The 16,765-nt window shown below is 69.5% G+C and carries 19 protein-coding genes and 1 other RNA gene; 6 read left to right on the top strand and 14 right to left on the bottom strand.

Annotated features, from left to right (window positions below):
- Window positions 1-22: 22 nt before the first annotated feature.
- Genes OMP43_RS01560 through OMP43_RS01550 form a run of 3 tightly spaced genes read right to left on the bottom strand, consistent with a single transcriptional unit; the run spans window position 23 to window position 3,707 of the window.
- Window positions 23-1,030, bottom strand: a complete 1,008-nt coding sequence (locus tag OMP43_RS01560) for a glycosyltransferase family 4 protein (protein ID WP_280277759.1) — start codon at window positions 1,028-1,030, stop codon at window positions 23-25.
- The gene (locus OMP43_RS01555; RefSeq protein ID WP_280277757.1) at window positions 1,027-2,592 is read right to left on the bottom strand and encodes an alpha-amylase family glycosyl hydrolase; all 1,566 of its coding nucleotides are present in this window, start codon (window positions 2,590-2,592) and stop codon (window positions 1,027-1,029) included. Before OMP43_RS01555 ends, OMP43_RS01560 begins: the two co-directional genes overlap by 4 nt.
- Window positions 2,589-3,707, bottom strand: coding sequence for a glycosidase (locus tag OMP43_RS01550; protein ID WP_280277756.1), 1,119 nt, complete (start codon window positions 3,705-3,707; stop codon window positions 2,589-2,591). Before OMP43_RS01550 ends, OMP43_RS01555 begins: the two co-directional genes overlap by 4 nt.
- A 97-nt stretch (window positions 3,708-3,804) precedes the next feature.
- On the opposite strand from OMP43_RS01550, the gene OMP43_RS01545 reads away from it, so the two are divergent.
- Complete coding sequence (locus OMP43_RS01545) at window positions 3,805-5,379, top strand: hypothetical protein (RefSeq protein ID WP_280277754.1); 1,575 nt, start codon at window positions 3,805-3,807, stop codon at window positions 5,377-5,379.
- Between the two features lie 138 nt (window positions 5,380-5,517).
- On the opposite strand, the gene OMP43_RS01540 is transcribed toward OMP43_RS01545, so the two are convergent.
- Window positions 5,518-5,802 carry a chorismate mutase gene (locus tag OMP43_RS01540; protein ID WP_280277752.1) on the bottom strand — a complete coding sequence of 95 codons (285 nt, stop codon included), beginning with the start codon at window positions 5,800-5,802 and terminating at the stop codon, window positions 5,518-5,520.
- A gap of 75 nt (window positions 5,803-5,877) precedes the next feature.
- On the opposite strand from OMP43_RS01540, the gene OMP43_RS01535 reads away from it, so the two are divergent.
- A complete protein-coding gene (locus OMP43_RS01535; RefSeq protein ID WP_280277751.1) occupies window positions 5,878-6,891 on the top strand; it encodes a polyprenyl synthetase family protein in 1,014 nt (337 codons plus the stop codon).
- Window positions 6,892-6,894: 3 nt separating this feature from the next.
- Here the strand turns inward: OMP43_RS01535 and OMP43_RS01530 are convergent, their stop codons facing one another.
- The gene (locus tag OMP43_RS01530; protein ID WP_280277749.1) at window positions 6,895-7,110 is read right to left on the bottom strand and encodes a hypothetical protein; all 216 of its coding nucleotides are present in this window, start codon (window positions 7,108-7,110) and stop codon (window positions 6,895-6,897) included.
- 60 nt (window positions 7,111-7,170) lie between these two features.
- Between OMP43_RS01530 and hrpB the strand changes: the two genes are divergently transcribed.
- Both hrpB and OMP43_RS01520 read left to right on the top strand, forming a co-directional pair.
- Window positions 7,171-9,675, top strand: a complete 2,505-nt coding sequence (gene hrpB, locus OMP43_RS01525) for an ATP-dependent helicase HrpB (protein ID WP_280277748.1) — start codon at window positions 7,171-7,173, stop codon at window positions 9,673-9,675.
- Between the two features lie 11 nt (window positions 9,676-9,686).
- Window positions 9,687-9,971: an NADH dehydrogenase ubiquinone Fe-S protein 4 gene (locus OMP43_RS01520; protein WP_280277746.1), complete on the top strand. Its 285-nt coding sequence runs from the start codon at window positions 9,687-9,689 to the stop codon at window positions 9,969-9,971.
- Between the two features lie 273 nt (window positions 9,972-10,244).
- Here OMP43_RS01520 and OMP43_RS01515 read toward each other — a convergent pair whose 3' ends face one another.
- From OMP43_RS01515 to OMP43_RS01495, 5 genes are all read right to left on the bottom strand, one after another.
- A complete protein-coding gene (locus tag OMP43_RS01515) occupies window positions 10,245-10,775 on the bottom strand; it encodes an NUDIX hydrolase (RefSeq protein ID WP_280277745.1) in 531 nt (176 codons plus the stop codon).
- Window positions 10,772-11,443: a hypothetical protein gene (locus OMP43_RS01510; protein WP_280277743.1), complete on the bottom strand. Its 672-nt coding sequence runs from the start codon at window positions 11,441-11,443 to the stop codon at window positions 10,772-10,774. Before OMP43_RS01510 ends, OMP43_RS01515 begins: the two co-directional genes overlap by 4 nt.
- Before the next feature lies 1 nt (window position 11,444).
- Window positions 11,445-12,260 (bottom strand): TPM domain-containing protein, encoded by an 816-nt coding sequence (locus tag OMP43_RS01505; protein WP_280277742.1) that lies wholly within the window; start codon window positions 12,258-12,260, stop codon window positions 11,445-11,447.
- Window positions 12,257-12,724, bottom strand: a complete 468-nt coding sequence (locus tag OMP43_RS01500; RefSeq protein WP_280277740.1) for a TPM domain-containing protein — start codon at window positions 12,722-12,724, stop codon at window positions 12,257-12,259. The genes OMP43_RS01505 and OMP43_RS01500 overlap by 4 nt, the downstream gene beginning before the upstream one ends.
- A 101-nt stretch (window positions 12,725-12,825) precedes the next feature.
- Window positions 12,826-13,416, bottom strand: coding sequence for a LemA family protein (locus tag OMP43_RS01495; protein WP_280277738.1), 591 nt, complete (start codon window positions 13,414-13,416; stop codon window positions 12,826-12,828).
- A gap of 158 nt (window positions 13,417-13,574) precedes the next feature.
- Here OMP43_RS01495 and mscL point away from each other — a divergent pair, with 158 nt between their 5' ends.
- The gene (gene mscL / locus OMP43_RS01490; RefSeq protein WP_167299854.1) at window positions 13,575-14,006 is read left to right on the top strand and encodes a large conductance mechanosensitive channel protein MscL; all 432 of its coding nucleotides are present in this window, start codon (window positions 13,575-13,577) and stop codon (window positions 14,004-14,006) included.
- Here mscL and OMP43_RS01485 read toward each other — a convergent pair.
- A complete protein-coding gene (locus tag OMP43_RS01485; protein WP_280277736.1) occupies window positions 14,003-14,434 on the bottom strand; it encodes an Rrf2 family transcriptional regulator in 432 nt (143 codons plus the stop codon). The two genes, mscL and OMP43_RS01485, sit on opposite strands and share 4 nt — an antisense overlap.
- A 58-nt stretch (window positions 14,435-14,492) precedes the next feature.
- On the opposite strand from OMP43_RS01485, the gene ssrA reads away from it, so the two are divergent.
- Window positions 14,493-14,871, top strand: a transfer-messenger RNA (tmRNA) gene (ssrA, locus tag OMP43_RS01480).
- A gap of 103 nt (window positions 14,872-14,974) precedes the next feature.
- Here ssrA and OMP43_RS01475 read toward each other — a convergent pair.
- The 3 genes from OMP43_RS01475 to OMP43_RS01465 are packed head-to-tail and all read right to left on the bottom strand — an operon-like array spanning window position 14,975 to window position 16,717.
- Complete coding sequence (locus OMP43_RS01475; RefSeq protein WP_280277735.1) at window positions 14,975-16,042, bottom strand: NAD(P)-dependent alcohol dehydrogenase; 1,068 nt, start codon at window positions 16,040-16,042, stop codon at window positions 14,975-14,977.
- 40 nt (window positions 16,043-16,082) lie between these two features.
- Window positions 16,083-16,307: a tautomerase family protein gene (locus OMP43_RS01470; protein WP_280277733.1), complete on the bottom strand. Its 225-nt coding sequence runs from the start codon at window positions 16,305-16,307 to the stop codon at window positions 16,083-16,085.
- Window positions 16,307-16,717 carry a cupin domain-containing protein gene (locus tag OMP43_RS01465; RefSeq protein WP_280277732.1) on the bottom strand — a complete coding sequence of 137 codons (411 nt, stop codon included), beginning with the start codon at window positions 16,715-16,717 and terminating at the stop codon, window positions 16,307-16,309. The genes OMP43_RS01470 and OMP43_RS01465 overlap by 1 nt, the downstream gene beginning before the upstream one ends.
- Between the last annotated feature and the right edge of the window lie 48 nt (window positions 16,718-16,765).

Raw genomic sequence — 16,765 nt, 5'->3', positions numbered from 1 at the left:
CCGGTGCAAGCCGGGATGACGGCTATTGGCCCAATATCCGCCGGTACAGGTCGATATAGCGGTCCGCCATCGCCTCGACCGAGAAATGCGCCGCCACCCGCGCGCGGCAGGCGGCGCGATCGATCGACTCCACCCGGGCCAGTGCCGTGATCGCGGCGCCCACCGAATCGACCAGGAAGCCGGTCTCGCCATCGGCGATCAGCTCGGGCATCGAGCCCCGATCGATCGCGATCACCGGCGTGCCGCAGGCCATGGCCTCGATCACCGAAAGGCCGAAGGGTTCGTCGAAATTGATCAGGTGGAGCAGCACCTGCGCCTTGCCGAGCGCACGCAGCCGCTCCGGCCCGCCCACCGGTCCGTGATAGACGATGTGCGCGTCGAGAAAGGGCGCCACTTCGCGGTCGAAATAACCCTGGTCCTGGATGATGCCGTACAGGTTCAGCCGCCGCCCGGTGGCGCGCGCAACATGGACCGCCTCGGCCGCGCCCTTGTCGGGATGCATGCGGCCGAAGAACAGCAGGTCCTCGCCGCCATCCGCCTCGAAGGGAAATTCGCCCAGGCGGATGCCGTGATGGATCGTCGCGGCATAGGCGAGCGCCGGATGCCGGTCGGCCGCGCTGATCGCGACATAATGGACCCTGTCCTCGAACGGCTGGTACATCGGCAGGATGCGCGGGCTGGAGAAGCCGTGGATCGTCGTCACCATCGGCGTGGCGACGAGCCGGGAAAAGGCATGGGCGGGGAAATCGGCCTGGTTGTGGATCAGGTCGAACCGGTCCGCCCGTTCGAAGAGATGCGCCAGATGGGCATATTCCCACACTTTCGCATCGATCCCCGGATCTTCCTCATAGCCGGCGGGCACCACGCCATCGAGCGTGCCGGCGGTGATCGAATCCCGCGTGGCGAACAGGGTGACGTCGATCCCGCGCGCGACCAGTGCCTCGGTGAGCAGGCTCGTCACCAGCTCCCAGGGCCCATAATGGCGCGGCGGCGTGCGCCAGGCGATCGGGGCGAGCATCGCGATCCTCATCCCAGGACATAGCCTTCATCGGGCCCGAGCAGCGCGGGATCGGCGCCGCCGCGCGCCGCGGCGAGCACGCGGAACCCCTCGGCCCATTCGGGAATGGCGAAGCCCTGCGGCCGGCCGCCGAGATTGAGCACCACCAGCAGCCGGTCCTGCCCGAGCCGGCGCTCCCAGGCGAGCAGATCGCCGCTCGCGTCCACGGGGTGATAGTCGCCGAGCCGCAGCGCGGGGTGGGCATGGCGCAGGCGCAGCAGCTTCCGGGTGAGCCGCCACATCGATGCGGGATCGCCGCGCTGCGCGGCGACGTTGCGCGCCAGCCAGTCGTGGTGGAGCGGCAGCCACGGATCGGCGGCGCTGAACCCGGCGTTCGGCGAATCGTCCCAGGCCATCGGCGTGCGCACCGGATCGCGGCCCAGCCCGATGCCGGGGTCGTTCAGCTCGCGCGGGTCCCGGATCAGGTCGGGCGGGATCGCCACGTCCTCCATGCCGATCTCGTCGCCATAATAGAGCGTCGGCGTGCCGCGCAACGTCAGGAGCAGCATCATCGCGACGCGCGCCTGCGCCGGGCCGACTCGCGTGGCGATGCGCGGGCGATCGTGATTGCCGAGCACCCAATTGGGCCATCCGCCCGGCGGCAGCGCGCCTTCATAGGCATCGATCATCGCGGCCAGGCCGCGCGCATTCCATTCCGCGCCGATCAGCTGGAAGTTGAAGGGCAGGTGCACGCCCGGCCGCTCGGCCGTTCCGTAATAGCCGACCAGCCTGGGCACCGGCAGGTAGATCTCGCCGATCAGCACGCGGGCGCCGAACCGGTCGGCGATCGCGCGCATCTCGGCGGCGATGTCATGGACCTCGGGCTGATCGGCCGAATGGAGCTGGTGGACGCGAGTATAATCGGGCTCGCCCGGCCGCCACGCGGTGTTCACCGGATTGTCGGGCAGGTCGGCATGCTTGACCATGTGCCACAGCACGTCGATCCGGAAGCCGTCGACTCCGCGCGCGAACCAGAAGCGCAGCACGTCCATCATCGCGGCGCGCACCGCCGGGTTGCGCCAGTTGAGGTCGGGCTGTTCCTTCAGAAAGGCGTGGTAATAATATTGGCCGGTCGCCGCGTCCCATTCCCAGGCGGAGCCGCCGAAATCGCTGATCCAGTTGTTGGGCGGGCCGCCGCCCGGCCCGGCATCGCGCCAGATGTACCAGTCGCGCTTGGGATTGTCGCGCGACGCGCGGCTCTCCTCGAACCAGGGATGCGCGCTGGAACTGTGGTTGGGCACCAGGTCGAGCAGCAGGCGGATGCCCCGCGCATGCGCCGCCGCGAGCAGCGCGTCGAAATCCGCGAGCGTGCCGAACCGCGGATCGATGTCGCGATAATCGGCGACGTCATAGCCGAAATCGGCCATCGGCGAGGGGAAGATCGGCGAGATCCAGATCGCGTCGATGCCAAGCGCCTGCAGATCGTCGAGCCGGCGCTCGATGCCCTTCAGGTCGCCGATGCCGTCGCCGTCCGAATCCTGGAAGGAACGCGGATAGACCTGGTAGACGACCGCCGATTTCCACCATTCGTTCAACGGAAGCGCTCCTTCGCGATGCGGGTGATCCGGCAGGCGAGATCGGCCTCGCCGCTGGCGACGACATAATGGTCGCCGGCCTCGGCGACGCCGGTGGTGAACACGACGGGGCTGGGCAGATAGAGCTGGTGCGCGATCGGAGCGGTGAGCGCCGGATCGGCTTCGAGCAGCGGCGTTTCGTCTTCCAGCCGCAGGATCCTGGAGGGATCGTCGCGGTCGAGCAGCGCCCAGAAGCTGCGATAGACGCCGACCGCGCCCTGCTTCTCGACGCCGTGATAGATCAGCATCCAGCCCGCGGGCGTGAGCACCGGCTGGCTGCCGCCGCCGATCCGCTGGGTGGCGCTGGTGCCCTTGCGCGCGCGGATGCCGGGCGTGTCGAGCGGCTTCCAGTGCAGCCCGTCGGGCGACTGGGCCATGTTGATCGACGGGCCGCCCAGCCAGGGGCTGTCCTCGGGATAGGCGAAATAGACTTCGCCGAGCGGCCGGGTGAGCGCCATGTACCTGCCGCCCGGCCTGCCCTCGAACAGGACCATGTCCTTGTTCTGATGATCGAGCACCACGCCGAGCAGCGTATAGTCGAGCCCGTTCACCGAATGGTACATGGCGGTGCAGTGGCGCTCGGCCGAAACTCCGCAGACGGTCATCCACCAGCTGCCGCCGACCAGGCTGATCCGGGCATCCTCCACGCCATAGTCCATGAAGGCGGCGGAAGGCTGGATCGCCTTGTCGTAGTGGATCTTCACGATCCGGGCGGCATCGGGCCCAAGCTCGACGGGAAGCAGCCAGGAGAGCGAGGTGAGACCGAGCAGGCGCGGATTGCGGTCCTTCAAGGCGAACTGGCGCGGATCGTCCATGTCGATCCCGGCGACCGGGTGACGATCGAGGACATAGCCCTGCGGCGTCCAGCGGATCGCCCGGGCATGGTCGCCGTCCACCGGGTCGCGCAGCGCCTCCGCCACGCGGACCATCAGCAGCAGATTGCCCCCGGGCAGCCGCGTGAAGCCGGGGTTGAAGGCACCGAGCACATGGGTAGCCTCCCGCACGCCCTTGCGCAGGGGCGAGCGGGCGAGGTCGACATCGTCGGGGCGGAAGATCAGGAAATCGTCGTCCGGCACAGCGCCCTCCCTACAAGGCCCGCGAACGCGGCACGATCGGCAATCGTTCCGCGCTTGTCGAGCAGGGGATATCCCGCCAGGATCGGCCGAGGGGGATATGGAAATTGGCGATGGCATCGCGGCGCCGGGCATGAACCGGGGCGCCGATTTCCCGACGGATCCGGTGATCTTTCCGAGCGGCGACGCAAGGGCGATCCGCCGCGCCTATGCCGCCGCGCTCAAGGCGATCGATGTCGAGGCCGATCCACGCGCCTTCGTCACGCTGCGCGAGGCCTATGAGGCGGCGCTCGCGGTGGCGGAAGGCGCGGCGGCGCCCACCGCGCCGATCGCCGCGCCACGCGACCGGGCCGAGGCCGCGCTGCTCCAGCTGGAACGGGCGCTGCGCGACGATCCCGGCGGCGTCGGCGCCGCGCTGGATATCCTGCTCGAGCCCGCGCTGGTGGACGATATCGATGCGGCGATGATCGTCGAACCCTGGCTCGCCGCGCTGCTGCTGGACACCGTTCCGCAATCCACCGGCATGCTCGGCCGAGTGATTACGGCCTTTGGCTGGGACGTGCGCGATCCCGAGTCCGGCACGATCGACCGGATCCTCCAGCTGAACCGAATCGCGCAGGCGGCCCGGGCGCATCAGGCCAGGCCCGACCCGATCCTCGCGCTGCTGCGCGCGCCATTCACGCCGCCGGACCGTCAGGAGGGAAAGCGGCTGGCCGAGGACGTGCGCAAGTGGCTGGAACATGCCGATCGCCACCCGCACCGCCTCGCCGAGGTCGATCCCGAAGCGCGCGCCTGGTGGGAAGCGCATGCCGAGCGCCCCCGGCCATGGATCGAGGCGATCAAGGTCGCCGGCTGGAGCTTCCCGTTCGCCGCTGCCGCGATCCTGCTCGATCCGGGAATCGCGTTCGGCGCATGGCTCGCGGTGCTGGCGGGCGCGGCAATGGCCGCCGCCGCGCTGAGCGCGCTCAGGATCTCGCTTCGCCGGCTCCGGCCGGCCGGTGCGCGGCTGGCGGCCAATGAGATGCTCGCGCTCGCGGCGCTGCTCCTGCTGCCCGGGGTGACGCCGTTCGTCGCCCAGGAGCTCGGGGCCGCGATCGGCATCGGGCTGCTCGGCGCCGTGCTGATGCTGGCGATCGCCGAGCCCGCGCAAGGCCCGGAAGCCGCCGACCGCTTCCGCCGCATGCTGGCCCCCGGGCTCGCGCCGCTGCTCTGGCTGGTGCTGTTGCTGCTCCAGGCGCGGGGCGCCGCCGCGATAATCGGCGGCATCGCGATGGTCTTCGCCGCGCTCGGCAGCTTCCGGGCGTTCGACCGGGTGCAGGCCGCGCTGGCCGGATCGGAGCCGCTGCGCCGCACCGCCGGCCTGGCGGTGGCGGTGCCTGCCCTGGCGCTGCTCGCGACATTGCTGCTCCATCCGGCGCCGGCGCTGCTGATGCCGCTGGCGGCGGCCACGGCCCTGTTGCTGCTGCCGCAGCACCTGCTGATCGTCACCGACGGCCGCGAGGTCGTCACCAGCCCCGTCACCTGGATCATCGCTGCCGCGATCGTGGTGACGCCCGTGCTGTTCCCGTCGGACACGGCGCCCTGGGCCCCGCGCTGGCTGCCGATCCTCGTCAACGCGCTGATCGCCTGGCGTGCGCTACGCCATCTCCGGCCGCGCTATGCCCTGCACGTCTAGGTTGAGAACCCAAACAAGTATCTGATCTTTCACCCTCATCCCGGCCTTGAGCCGGGATCCTGCTTCTTCCTGTGCTGGCGAGATAGCGGGACCCCGGCTCAAGGCCGGGGTGACGATGGAAGAATAGGAGTCCTCAACCTAGGCGCCGTCCCGCAGCTGCTCGTGGTGCCGGATCACTTCGTCGATGATGAAGCGCAGGAACTTCTCGGAAAATTCCGGATCGAGGTCCGCCGTCTTGGCCAGCTCGCGCAGCCGGGCGATCTGGCGCTCCTCGCGGCCCGGATCGGCCGGCGGCAACCCGGACTCCGCCTTGTAGCGCCCCACCGCCTGCGTCACCTTGAAGCGCTCGGCAAGCAGGAACACGAGCGCGGCATCGATATTGTCGATGCTCTGGCGATAGCGGTTGAGAGTCTCGTCGGCCATGGCCGGCCTTTTGCGCATAGCCGTAAGGTCACGCAAGCCTTGCCTTTGCGCGCCGCACCCGCCAGAGGCTTGCCCATGAGCGCCACGATCCATCGCCTCGGCGGCGGCCCCGCCCCTTCGCTCGATCCGATGATGGCGCTGGTCGCCCAGGACATGAACCTCGTCAACGCAGTGATCCTCGATCGCATGCAGTCCGAGATTCCGCTGATCCCGGAGCTGGCCGGCCATCTGATCGCCGGCGGCGGCAAGCGGATGCGCCCGATGCTCACGCTGGCGAGCGCCAGGCTGCTCGGCTATTCGGGCACCCGCCACCACCGGCTCGCCGCCGCGGTCGAGTTCATCCACACCGCGACGCTGCTGCACGACGACGTGGTCGACGGCTCCGACCTGCGCCGCGGCCGCCGCACCGCCAACATCATCTGGGGCAATCCGGCGAGCGTGCTGGTCGGCGACTTCCTCTTCTCGCGCTCGTTCGAGCTGATGGTCGAGGACGGCAGCCTCAAGGTGCTCAAGATCCTGAGCAACGCCTCGGCCGTGATCGCCGAGGGTGAAGTCAACCAGCTCACCGCCGTCCGCCGGATCGACCTGGCCGAGGAGCGCTATCTCGACATCATCGGCGCCAAGACCGCCGCCCTGTTCGCCGCCGCCTGCAAGATCGCCGCGGTGGTGGCCGAGCGTTCGGAAACCGAGGAAGCGGCGCTCGACGCCTATGGCCGCAATCTCGGCATCGCCTTCCAGCTGGTCGACGACGCGATCGACTATGTCTCGGACGCGGGCACGATGGGCAAGGACGCGGGCGACGATTTCCGCGAGGGCAAGATGACCCTGCCGGTCATCCTCGCCTATGCCCGGGGCGACGCGGCGGCGCGCGCCTTCTGGAAGGACGCGATCGCCGGCCATCGCACCTCGGACGAGGATTTCGCCGAGGCGATCCGGCTGGTCCAGGCGAGCCGCTCGGTCGACGACACGCTGGCCCGGGCCCGCCATTACGGCCAGCGCGCGATCGACGCGCTGGGCGGCTTCGCGGCGGGCGCGGCCAAGGACGCGATGATCGAGGCGGTGGAGTTCGCGGTCGCCCGGGCCTATTGAGGCTCAGTCGTCCTCGGGTTCCGCATCGTCGTCGTCCTCGTCGGCGAGCGCGTCTTCTCCCTCATCCTCGATCACTTCCTCGATCGCCTCGACGATCAGATCGAGCTGCTCGAAGCTGGCGGTGAACTCCAGCGTCTCGCCGTCGTCGTCCTCCAGATGCAGCGTATAGTCGCCATCGCTGTCGGGGGTGATGCTGAACTGTGCCAGGGTTCTCGCCATGTCTTCGCTCCTCAGGCTTCGCTTGCGCCAAACCCGGCTTCGGGGAATTGGTTGCGCGTGATGCGTGAGACACTGCCGATCCAGTCCGTCCTGGCCGCCCTGCTCGCCGCGTTGCGCGCGGGCAGCAACGCCGTACTGGTCGCCCCGCCGGGCGCCGGCAAGACGACGGCGGTGGCCCCGGCGCTGCTCGGCGAGGACTGGTGCACCGGCGAGGTGCTGCTGCTTTCCCCGCGCAGGCTGGCCGCGCGCGCGGCGGGCGAGCGGATGGCCGCGCTGGCGGGCGAGAGCGTCGGCCAGACCTTCGGCTATGCCACCCGGATGGACAGCAGGCGTTCGGCGGCGACGCGGGTGACGGTGGTGACGGAGGGGATCTTCGTCAATCGCATCCAGGCCGATCCCGAGCTGGCGGGTGTCTCCGCCGTGCTGTTCGACGAAGTGCACGAACGCAGCCTCGACAGCGATTTCGGGCTGGCGCTGGCGCTCGACGCCCAGGCGGCGCTGCGGCCGGACCTGCGGCTGGTCGCGATGTCGGCGACGCTCGACGGCACGCGCTTCTCGGGCCTGATGGGCGATGCGCCCGTGGTGGAGAGCGAAGGGCGCAGCTGGCCGCTGGAGCTGCGCCATCTGGGCCGCGCCGCCGATGCCCGGATCGAGGAAGCGGTGGCCGCGGCGATCCGCACGGCGCTGCGCGAGGCCGAGGGCGGCGTGCTCGCCTTCCTGCCGGGCGTAGCCGAGATCGAGCGGACGGCCGAGCGGATCGGCGAGGTGCCGGGCGCGGTGGTCCACAAGCTGCACGGCAGCCTGGAGCCCGGCGCCCAGCGCGCCGCGATCGCGCCCGATCCGGAGGGCCGGCGCAAGATCGTGCTGGCCACCTCGATCGCCGAGACCTCGCTCACGCTCGACGGCATTCGCGTGGTCGTCGATTCGGGCCTCGCCCGGCGGCCGCGCTACGACCGTGCCGCCGGCATGACCCGGCTGGTCACGGAGCGCGCCAGCCAGGCCGCGGTCATCCAGCGCGCCGGCCGCGCCGCGCGCCAGGGCCCGGGCACCGCCTATCGGCTCTGGGAGGAAGCGGCGACCGCGGGCCTGCCGCGCTTCGATCCGCCGGGGATATTGGAAGCCGATCTCTCGGCGCTGGTGCTCGATTGCGCGCTATGGGGCGTGCAGGATCCGCGCGACCTGCGCTGGCTCGACCTGCCGCCCGACGCCGCGATATCCGAAGCGCGCGCGCGGCTGAGCAGCCTCGAGGCGCTCGACGAAGACGGCCGGCCGACCGCGCATGGCAAGGCGATCGCCGGCCTGCCGCTGCCGCCCCGGCTCGGCCATATGCTGGTCCGCGCCGCCGAGCGCGGCATGGCGCGCACCGCCGCGGAAGTCGCGGTGCTGCTCGGCGAGCGTGGCCTTGGCGGCAATGATGCCGATCTGGAGCTGCGCCTGCGCCGCTGGCGGAACGAGCGCGGCCCGCGCGCGGAGAATGCCCGGCGGCTGGCGCAGCGCTGGGCGCGCCTTCTCCCTTTCCCCGCTGGCGGGGAGAGGGCTGGGGAAAGGGGCATGGGCCGCGAGCCTGCCGGCCTCCCCCTCTCCCCTGAAGGAGAGAGGGAGCAGGAAATCGCCGCCTGCGTCGCCCTCGCCTTCCCCGATCGCATCGCCCGCCGCCGCGACGCATCGGGCGAGACCTGGGCCTCGGCCGGCGGGCGCGGGTTCAGGCTCGACCCGACATCCTCGCTCGCCCGCGCCGAATGGCTCGCGGTCGCCGAGACCCAGGGCATGGCCGCCGGCGCGCGCATCCTCTCCGCCGCGCCGATCGATCCGGCCGAGGTGGAATCCCTTTTCGCCGATCGCATCGAGACCCGGCGCAGCGTGCGCTTCGATCCCGCCACCGGCCGGATCGAGGCGCTTCGCGAACGCAGGCTCGGCGCGATCCGCCTGTCCAGCGGCCCCGACGCGGCCGCCGATTCCGCCGAGATCGAGAAAGCGCTGCTCGAGGGCGTGCGCGAGCATGGCCTGGCGCTGCTGCCCTGGTCCGACACTGCCCGGGCGCTGCGCACCCGCGCCGCCTATGCCGGGAATGATTCGCTCTCCGATGCGCGCCTGCTCGCCGAACTCGATACATGGCTGCCCGGCCTGCTCGCCGGCAAGCGCCGGCTCGACGCGGTCGAGGGGCTCACCAACGCGCTGAACAACCTGCTCGGCTGGGACGGCCAGAAGACGCTCGACCGGTTGGCCCCGGCGCGGTTCGAGACGCCCGAGGGCTCGAGCTATGCGATCGACTATGCGGCCGAAGGCGGCCCGACGGTGGAAGTGCGGGTCCAGGCGCTCTATGGCCTCGACCGGCATCCGATGCTGGGCGACGGCACGCCGCTCGTGCTGAGCCTCACTTCGCCCGCCGGCCGGCCGATCCAGACCACGCGTGACCTGCCCGGCTTCTGGAAGGGCAGCTGGGCCGCCGTCGCCAAGGAGATGCGCGGGCGCTATCCCCGGCATCCCTGGCCCGAGGATCCCGCCGCCGCCTCGGCCACGCTGCGGACGAAAAAGGCAGATGCAAGGGCCGCCGGCCCGCGCTAAGGGACATGGCCATGACCAAGACCGCCCGCATCTTCCAGAAGCCCAAGAACGCCATGCAGTCGGGCCGTGCGCGCACCGATCGCTGGATCCTCGAGTTCGAGCCGGTCCGCCAGCAACAGGCCGATCCGCTCACCGGCTGGGCCGGCGGCGACGCCACCGCCACCCAGCTCCGCATGAGCTTCCCGACGCTGGAAGCCGCCACCGGCTATGCCGAGCGCGAGGGCCTCGCCTTCCATGTGGTCGCCGCCCCGGAGCGCAAGCTCAAGCTCCAGGCCTATGCGGACAATTTCCGCTGATCGGATAGCGGCAACCTAGCCCTGGCGTCGTCCGGACTTGTTCCGGGGGCCATGGCCGGGCTTTCGGCGCGGGGTTACGACTCAATTGGCGACCCCGTCATCCCCGCGCAGGCGGGGACCCAGGGTAGCACGGAAATCGACACCATTGCGCGAGTGCTCTCCGGAGCGCGCGAGCCTCCGCTGCGCGCACTCCGCTCGTGACTCTGGATCCCCGCCTGCGCGGGGATGACGGGCCTTGCTGATTGCGCAGCGACCCTAGGCAACCGGCCTGGATCAATCCCCCAGCAGCGCGCCCGAAAGCAGCAGCAGCAGCTTCACGTCGATCGCCAGCCCCTCGGCGCGCTTGGCGGCGACGAACGCGGCGATCTCCGCGCGCGGCACGCGGTGGACGATGATGTCCTCATCCTCCAGGCCGCCGCCTTCGCCCACCCTGGTCAGCCCCGTGGCGCGCACCAGCGTGAAGCTCTCGCTGACCAGGCCGGGCGAGGATTGATATTCGCCCAGGTCCTCCACGGCCGCGCAGTCATAGCCGGTCTCCTCGATCAGCTCGCGCCGCGCGGCGTCGAAAGGCGAATCCCCCTCCCGCCCCGCCTCGTCGCCGATCAGGCCGGCCGGCAGCTCGAGGCACCGCTTGCCGAGCGGCACGCGATACTGATCGACGAGCAGGACATGGTCGTCCGCGTCGATCGCGACGATCACCGCCGCGCGGATGCCCCGGGCGCGCGAGACATATTCCCACTTCCCCCGTCGCTTGGCCGTGATCCATTTGCCCTGCCACGCGACTTCCTCCACCGCGTCGCTCATAGTTCGATCACCCGGTCGGGAAGCTCGTTCACATCGTCCGCGCTGCGCGGGAAATGCTCGGCCAGGACCAGGCCGATCCGGCGCACCGCCTCGGCCATGCCCTCGCCGGCGCGATCCTCCTTGAGGCCGCCGACCAGCGCCGCCATCGCCGCGCCCCAGACATCGGCGGCGACCTTCGAATGGATCCCCTCATCGGCCAGGATCACGGCGCGATGCTCGGCCAGGCTGAGATAGACGAGCACGCCGGTGGCGCCCCGGGTGCGCTTCTCCGCCGCGGCGCGGAACAGCTCCAGCGCGCGGCGGTGGACGCGGCGGGTCTTGGTCGCGCCCGGCGTGAGGAACAGGCGCAGCCCGTCGAGCGCGAGCGCCACCCGCGCGACGAGGAAGGTCGCCGCCATCAGCACCAGCGCGATGGTGAGATACCAGCGCGCCGGCACCGCCTGCGCCCAGCTGTCGACGAAGCGGGTGTGCAGCCACTCCGCCGGCCAGGGCTGCCAGGCGAGCAGCGCGAGGACGAGCAGCATCGCCAGCACCGCCCAGTGCAGCGCGACGTCGTGATAGGCATCGGAACGCCCCGCGACGACGGTGACGATCTCGCCATTGGTGGTCAGTTCGGCCTCGGTGACGGCCGCGGTAACGGCCTCGCGGTCCTGATCGGTCAATCGCATCTCACCAGCTCCCCGAGGCGCCGCCGCCCCCGAACGATCCTCCGCCGCCCGAGAAGCCGCCGCCGCCACCGCCGCCGCGGCTCGCCTCGCGGCCGATCTCGTTGGCGATCGACCAGAGGATGATCGGCAGCGCGCCGCCATCGCCGCGATAGGGCCGGTCCCAGGGCCCGCGCCGCCGGCGCCGGCCGAAAATGCCGAGCATCGGCAGGATCACGAAGACCAGGATGATGCCCCAGAAGATCAGGCCGATGGGAAAGCCGCTGCCGCCATGGCCCTGCTGGCGCTTCTGGGTGACCTGGGCCTGTTGCTGTTGCGCGCGCTGCTCGGCAACTTCGAGCGGCAGCTTCATCTGCGCGCCGATCGCCTGCGCGCCCGCCACGATGCCGCCCGCCATGTCGCCGGCCTTGAACCTGGGAATGATCGTCTCGCTGATGATCTGGCTGGACAGGCCGTCGGTCATGATCGGCTCGAGCCCATAACCGACTTCGATCCGCACCTTGCGCTCGTTGGGCGCGACCAGGAGGACGATGCCGTTGTTCGCTTCCTTCTGCCCGATCCCCCAGGCCCGGCCGAGCTGATAGCCATAATCTGCGATGTCATAGCCCTGGAGATCGGGAATGGTCGCGACGACGAACTGGCGCGACGAGGCCTTCTCCACATCGTTCGAAAGCTGGGTGAGCTGGGCGACCTGCTCGGGCGAGAGCAGATGCGCGTCGTCGACCACCCGGCCGGTGAGCTTGGGGAAATTGGGCTGCGCCTGGGCCGAGAGCGGCGCCAGGACGAGCAGGAACGCGAGCAGGCTACGCAACAATATCATCGGGTGATCTCGCGAATGATGGCCTCGCTGCCGGCGGCGATGCCTTCGGGGTATTTGCCTTCCTTGAAGCGCGGCAGGATCTCGTTGCGGATGATCTCGCCCGCTTCCTCGTCGCGCAGGGCCTTTTCGAGGCCATAGCCGACTTCGATCCGGACCTTGCGCTCGTTGGGCGCCACGATCAGCAGCACGCCGTCGTTGAAGCATTTGCGGCCGATGCCCCAGGTGCGGCCGAGGTTCACCCCGTAATCGGCGATGTCGTGGCCGCCCAGGCTCTTCACCGTCACCACCACGAACTGATGCTTCGACTGTTTCTCGACATCGACCAGCCGGTTCGAGAGCCTGCGCCGCTCGCTGACCGACAACAGGCCCGCAGCATCGACCACGCGGCCGGTCAGCGCCGGGAAGTCATAGCCGGCCGGGGTGGGGCCGGGCTTCCCCACCGCATCGGCCACGGGCGCCGCCACGGCCCCCGCCGGAGGGGTACATCCGGCGGAGACGGACTGCGCGTTCTGCGCTGCCGGCTTGCAGGCCGCGAGCGCGCCGCAGAGGAGGAGCGCCCTCAGGATCAGTTGCTGTTCCCGAAGCTGACCTCGGGCATCTTCTCCGCGCCGGCCTGGGCCTGGAACGGAACGATCGGCTTGGCGCCGTAGAAGATCTTGGCGCCGATCGCGTCCGGGAAGGTGCGGATGCGGGTGTTATAGGCCTGCACCGCCGCGTTATAGTCGCGCACCGAGATGGTGATGCGGTTGTTGCTGCCCTCGATCTGATCCATCAGCGTCTTGAAGGTCTGCTGGCTCTGGAGCTGGGGATAGGCTTCGACGGTGGCGAGCAGGCGGCCGAGCGAGCCGCTCAGCTGCTGCTGCGCCGCCTGGAAGGCCTGGACCTTGGCCGGATCGGTGAGATCGTTCGCGGAGACCTGCACCGAAGTCGCCTTGGCGCGCGCCTCGACCACGTCGGTCAGGATCTTGCCTTCGGACGCGGCGGCGCCCTTCACCGTGTTGACCAGCGCGGGGATGGTATCGGCGCGGCGCTGATAGGCGGCCTGCACGTCAGCCCATTTCGCCTTCGCATTCTCTTCCGCGGTGGGCACGCTGTTGAGCCCGCAGGCCGAGAGCAGGGCGGCGCCGGCAAGGGCGAGAACGGCACGAAACTTCATCACGTCATGATCCTCCGGATCTGGTTCGGAGTGTCTTATACCGTGGCCACACCGGGGTTCGAAAGCGAAATCGGACAGTCGGCATTTGCGCGGGAGCCGCATCCGTGCATCATGCCGGGGATGCCGCACCTCGGCGGCAGGAGACGGGAGCCGAAGGGATGTTCAAGGAATTCAAGGCGTTCGTTTCGCGCGGCAATGTGATCGACCTGGCGGTGGCGGTCATCATCGGCGCCGCCTTCAGCAAGATCGTGAGCTCGCTCACCGACGATCTGCTGATGCCGCTGATCGGCAAGATCTTTGGCGGGCTCGATTTCTCGAGCTATTTCATCGCGCTGGGCCCGATCCCCGCCAATCTGGCCGGGTCGACCGACTATGCCGCGCTGAAAAAGGCCGGCGTGCCGCTGTTCGGCTATGGCGCGTTCGTCACCGCGGCGGTCAATTTCCTGATCGTCGCCTTCATCATCTTCCTGCTGGTGCGCGCGGTGAACCGCATGCTCCCCAAGCCGGAAGAGGCCGCCGCCGCCGAACCGGCCGACGTGACGCTGCTGCGCGAGATTCGCGACGAGCTGAAGAAGAAGAACGCGGCCTAGGCCGCGGCAAGGTCTTCCGCGACGGCATCGGCCAGGCTGGTGCCGTCGAGGATGCGGGCCGTCTCGTCGCGCACGCGCGCCATGGCGTGGCGGATCGCGCAGCTCGCTTCGTCCTTGCAGTCGTTGCAGGGGCGATAGGCGGTGCGGCTGACGCAAGGGACCAGCGCCAGCGGCCCCTCGATCACCCGGATGATCTCGCCCAGCGAGATAAGGTGCGTCGGCCGCGCCAGGCGATAGCCGCCGGCCTTGCCGCGCGTCGAGAGGAGGAAGCCCGCCTCGCGCAGGTCGGCGAGGATCAGCTCGAGGAACTTGCGCGGCACGTTCGCCTCGGCGGCGATGCGGTTCATCGGCGTGGGCGCGCCCGCGGCGGGCTGTCCGGCAAGGAAAAGCATCGCGCGCAGCGCATAGCGGGAACGCTGGGTCAACATGATGCAGCCTCCATGCCAATTGTTTGCGGCACTGTGAAGGCCTTAGGAAATGCAGCCTGACCTTTTCATTAATCGCCGAGCCCCTATATAGGGGCTGCCGGCTTCGGTCGGCTATGGGGATAAACGACGGCGTGCAATAGGCGCAGCGGACCCGGGGGCGGTACCCGGCGGCTCCACCACCAGCTACCTGCCAAGGCAGTTGATGACGGGGCCGAACTAGGATCGACGTGTGTTGAAAAGCGCTGACTATCTCTCGGCTTGGGCCACCGCGACGGTCTGAAACACAAGTGCCAACGATAACGAAGCACTCGCTATTGCGGCGTAACCCCACGGCCTAACGGCTTAAGGTTACTCTAAAATGCGCGGTTGGACCGCACCGGGCAACAGAAGCGGAATCCAGCGGCACGGGGAGCGCCGGGCAACAGAAGCTCCCCAATCGCCTCCCATTTTCGCAGTCGGCCTCGGGGCGGAGCCGGGGCGTCGCGCAGGACGGCGCACGGCCGCGACCGGCGCCCCGGTTCGGAGCGCCGGCCGCCACCCTCAGCCCTCCGCCTTCAAGGACGCCATGTCGATGACGAAGCGATATTTCACGTCGCTCTTCGTCATGCGCGCATAGGCCGTCTCGATATCCTGGATCCGGATCATCTCGATATCGGCGGTGATCCCGCGCTCGGCGCAGAAATCGAGCATCTCCTGCGTCTCGACCATGCCGCCGATCGGCGAGCCGGCGATGGCGCGGCGATTGAGCAGCAGGTTGAAGATATCCGGCGAAGGATGCGGATGCTCCGGCGCGCCGACCAGCGTCATTGTGCCGTCGCGGCGGAGCAGCACCAGGAACGCATTGAGGTCGTGCGCCACGGCGACGGTGTTCAGGATGAAGTCGAAGCTGTTGGCATGGGCCGCCATCGCCTCGGCATCGCGCGAGACCACGACTTCGTGCGCGCCCAGCTTCTTCGCATCCTCGATCTTGTCGGGCGAAGTGGTGAAGGCGACGACATGCGCGCCCATCGCCGCGGCGAGCTTGATGCCCATATGGCCAAGCCCGCCGATGCCGACCACGCCGACCTTCTTGCCCGGCCCCGCCTTCCAGTGGCGCAGCGGCGAATAAGTGGTGATGCCCGCGCACAGCAGCGGCGCGACCGCGGCCAGATCCTTCTCGTCGTGGCGGATGCGCGCGACGAAGACGTCCTTGACGACGATATGGTCCGAATAGCCCCCGAAAGTGTGGCCGCCGAGCACCTTGTCCGCGCCATTATAGGTGCCGACGAAACCGGTGGTCTCGCAGAACTGCTCCTCGCCGGCATGGCAGGACGGGCAATGGCCGCAGCTGTCGACCATGCAGCCGACGCCGACCAGGTCGCCCACCGCGAAGCGCGTGACGTCGCCGCCCACCGCCGTCACCCGGCCGACGATCTCATGGCCGGGTACCGAGGGATAGAGCGTGCCGCCCCATTCGCCGCGCACGGTGTGCAGGTCCGAATGGCAGACGCCGCAATAGAGGATGTCGATCGAAACATCGTCGGGCAGCAGGTCGCGGCGCGCGAAGCTGAAGGGGGCGAGCGGCGCGGTCGCCGACTGGGCGGCATAGGCCTTGGCTGGGCTGGGCATGATGGTCCTCGGTTGGTCTTTGGGGGGAAGGAAATCGGGGTCAGAAGGAATAGCCCGGTGGCTTGAACAGCAGCGCGGGCCGGGCGGCGATCTCGCGGCGATAGAATTGCGGCCAGTCGTCCATCGGCACGTCCTCGATCGCGACCGATATGCTCTCCGCCGGCGATCCGATCGCGGCCGTCACGGCGGCGGCGAGCGCATCGGCCAGGCGCCGCTTCTCGGCATCGGAGCGCCCGGCGGCGAGGTGGAGCATGACGTGCGGCATCAGCGCTCCCGGGCCGGGCCGGCGAGATATTCGGCGTCGGTCACATGCTCCAGCCAGGTGACCATCCTGCCGTCCAGCGCCTCCTGGATGGCGATATGCGTCATCGCGGTGGTGGGGCTGGCGCCATGCCAGTGGCGATGGCCGGGCGGGCACCAGATCACATCGCCCGGACGGATCTCGACGATCGCCTCGCCTTCGCACTGGGTCCAGCCCAGCCCCGAAGTGACGATCAGCGTCTGGCCGAGCGGATGGCTGTGCCAGGCGGTGCGCGCGCCGGGCTCGAAAGTGACGCTCGCCACGCCGTAGCGCGGCTCCGGCGCGATGGTGAGCGGATCGATCCGCACCGATCCGGTGAACCATTCGGCGGGCCCCCTCTGCGAAGGCTGGGAGCCGCTGCGATTGAGCTTCATGCTGGGCTTCTCCTGGAAAAGGGACTGGGCGCTCGCCGGCCCGGCCAT

Origin of the sequence: Sphingomonas sp. CBMAI 2297 (assembly GCF_029870595.1) — a bacterium.
Lineage (GTDB): Bacteria > Pseudomonadota > Alphaproteobacteria > Sphingomonadales > Sphingomonadaceae > Sphingomonas.
This window is presented reverse-complemented; position numbering and strand designations above follow the sequence as displayed.

What these genes read in the sequence shown, in the direction of transcription:
- OMP43_RS01560 (WP_280277759.1), bottom strand. Translation starts at nt 1,030, where the DNA reads ATGAGGATCGCGATGCTCGCCCCGATCGCCTGGCGCACGCCGCCGCGC.
- OMP43_RS01545 (WP_280277754.1), top strand. Translation starts at nt 3,805, where the DNA reads ATGGAAATTGGCGATGGCATCGCGGCGCCGGGCATGAACCGGGGCGCC.
- OMP43_RS01540 (WP_280277752.1), bottom strand. Translation starts at nt 5,802, where the DNA reads ATGGCCGACGAGACTCTCAACCGCTATCGCCAGAGCATCGACAATATC.
- OMP43_RS01535 (WP_280277751.1), top strand. Translation starts at nt 5,878, where the DNA reads ATGAGCGCCACGATCCATCGCCTCGGCGGCGGCCCCGCCCCTTCGCTC.
- OMP43_RS01530 (WP_280277749.1), bottom strand. Translation starts at nt 7,110, where the DNA reads ATGGCGAGAACCCTGGCACAGTTCAGCATCACCCCCGACAGCGATGGC.
- hrpB (WP_280277748.1), top strand. Translation starts at nt 7,171, where the DNA reads ATGCGTGAGACACTGCCGATCCAGTCCGTCCTGGCCGCCCTGCTCGCC.
- OMP43_RS01520 (WP_280277746.1), top strand. Translation starts at nt 9,687, where the DNA reads ATGACCAAGACCGCCCGCATCTTCCAGAAGCCCAAGAACGCCATGCAG.
- OMP43_RS01515 (WP_280277745.1), bottom strand. Translation starts at nt 10,775, where the DNA reads ATGAGCGACGCGGTGGAGGAAGTCGCGTGGCAGGGCAAATGGATCACG.
- OMP43_RS01510 (WP_280277743.1), bottom strand. Translation starts at nt 11,443, where the DNA reads ATGCGATTGACCGATCAGGACCGCGAGGCCGTTACCGCGGCCGTCACC.
- OMP43_RS01505 (WP_280277742.1), bottom strand. Translation starts at nt 12,260, where the DNA reads ATGATATTGTTGCGTAGCCTGCTCGCGTTCCTGCTCGTCCTGGCGCCG.
- OMP43_RS01495 (WP_280277738.1), bottom strand. Translation starts at nt 13,416, where the DNA reads ATGAAGTTTCGTGCCGTTCTCGCCCTTGCCGGCGCCGCCCTGCTCTCG.
- mscL (WP_167299854.1), top strand. Translation starts at nt 13,575, where the DNA reads ATGTTCAAGGAATTCAAGGCGTTCGTTTCGCGCGGCAATGTGATCGAC.
- OMP43_RS01485 (WP_280277736.1), bottom strand. Translation starts at nt 14,434, where the DNA reads ATGTTGACCCAGCGTTCCCGCTATGCGCTGCGCGCGATGCTTTTCCTT.
- OMP43_RS01475 (WP_280277735.1), bottom strand. Translation starts at nt 16,042, where the DNA reads ATGCCCAGCCCAGCCAAGGCCTATGCCGCCCAGTCGGCGACCGCGCCG.
- OMP43_RS01470 (WP_280277733.1), bottom strand. Translation starts at nt 16,307, where the DNA reads ATGCCGCACGTCATGCTCCACCTCGCCGCCGGGCGCTCCGATGCCGAG.
- OMP43_RS01465 (WP_280277732.1), bottom strand. Translation starts at nt 16,717, where the DNA reads ATGAAGCTCAATCGCAGCGGCTCCCAGCCTTCGCAGAGGGGGCCCGCC.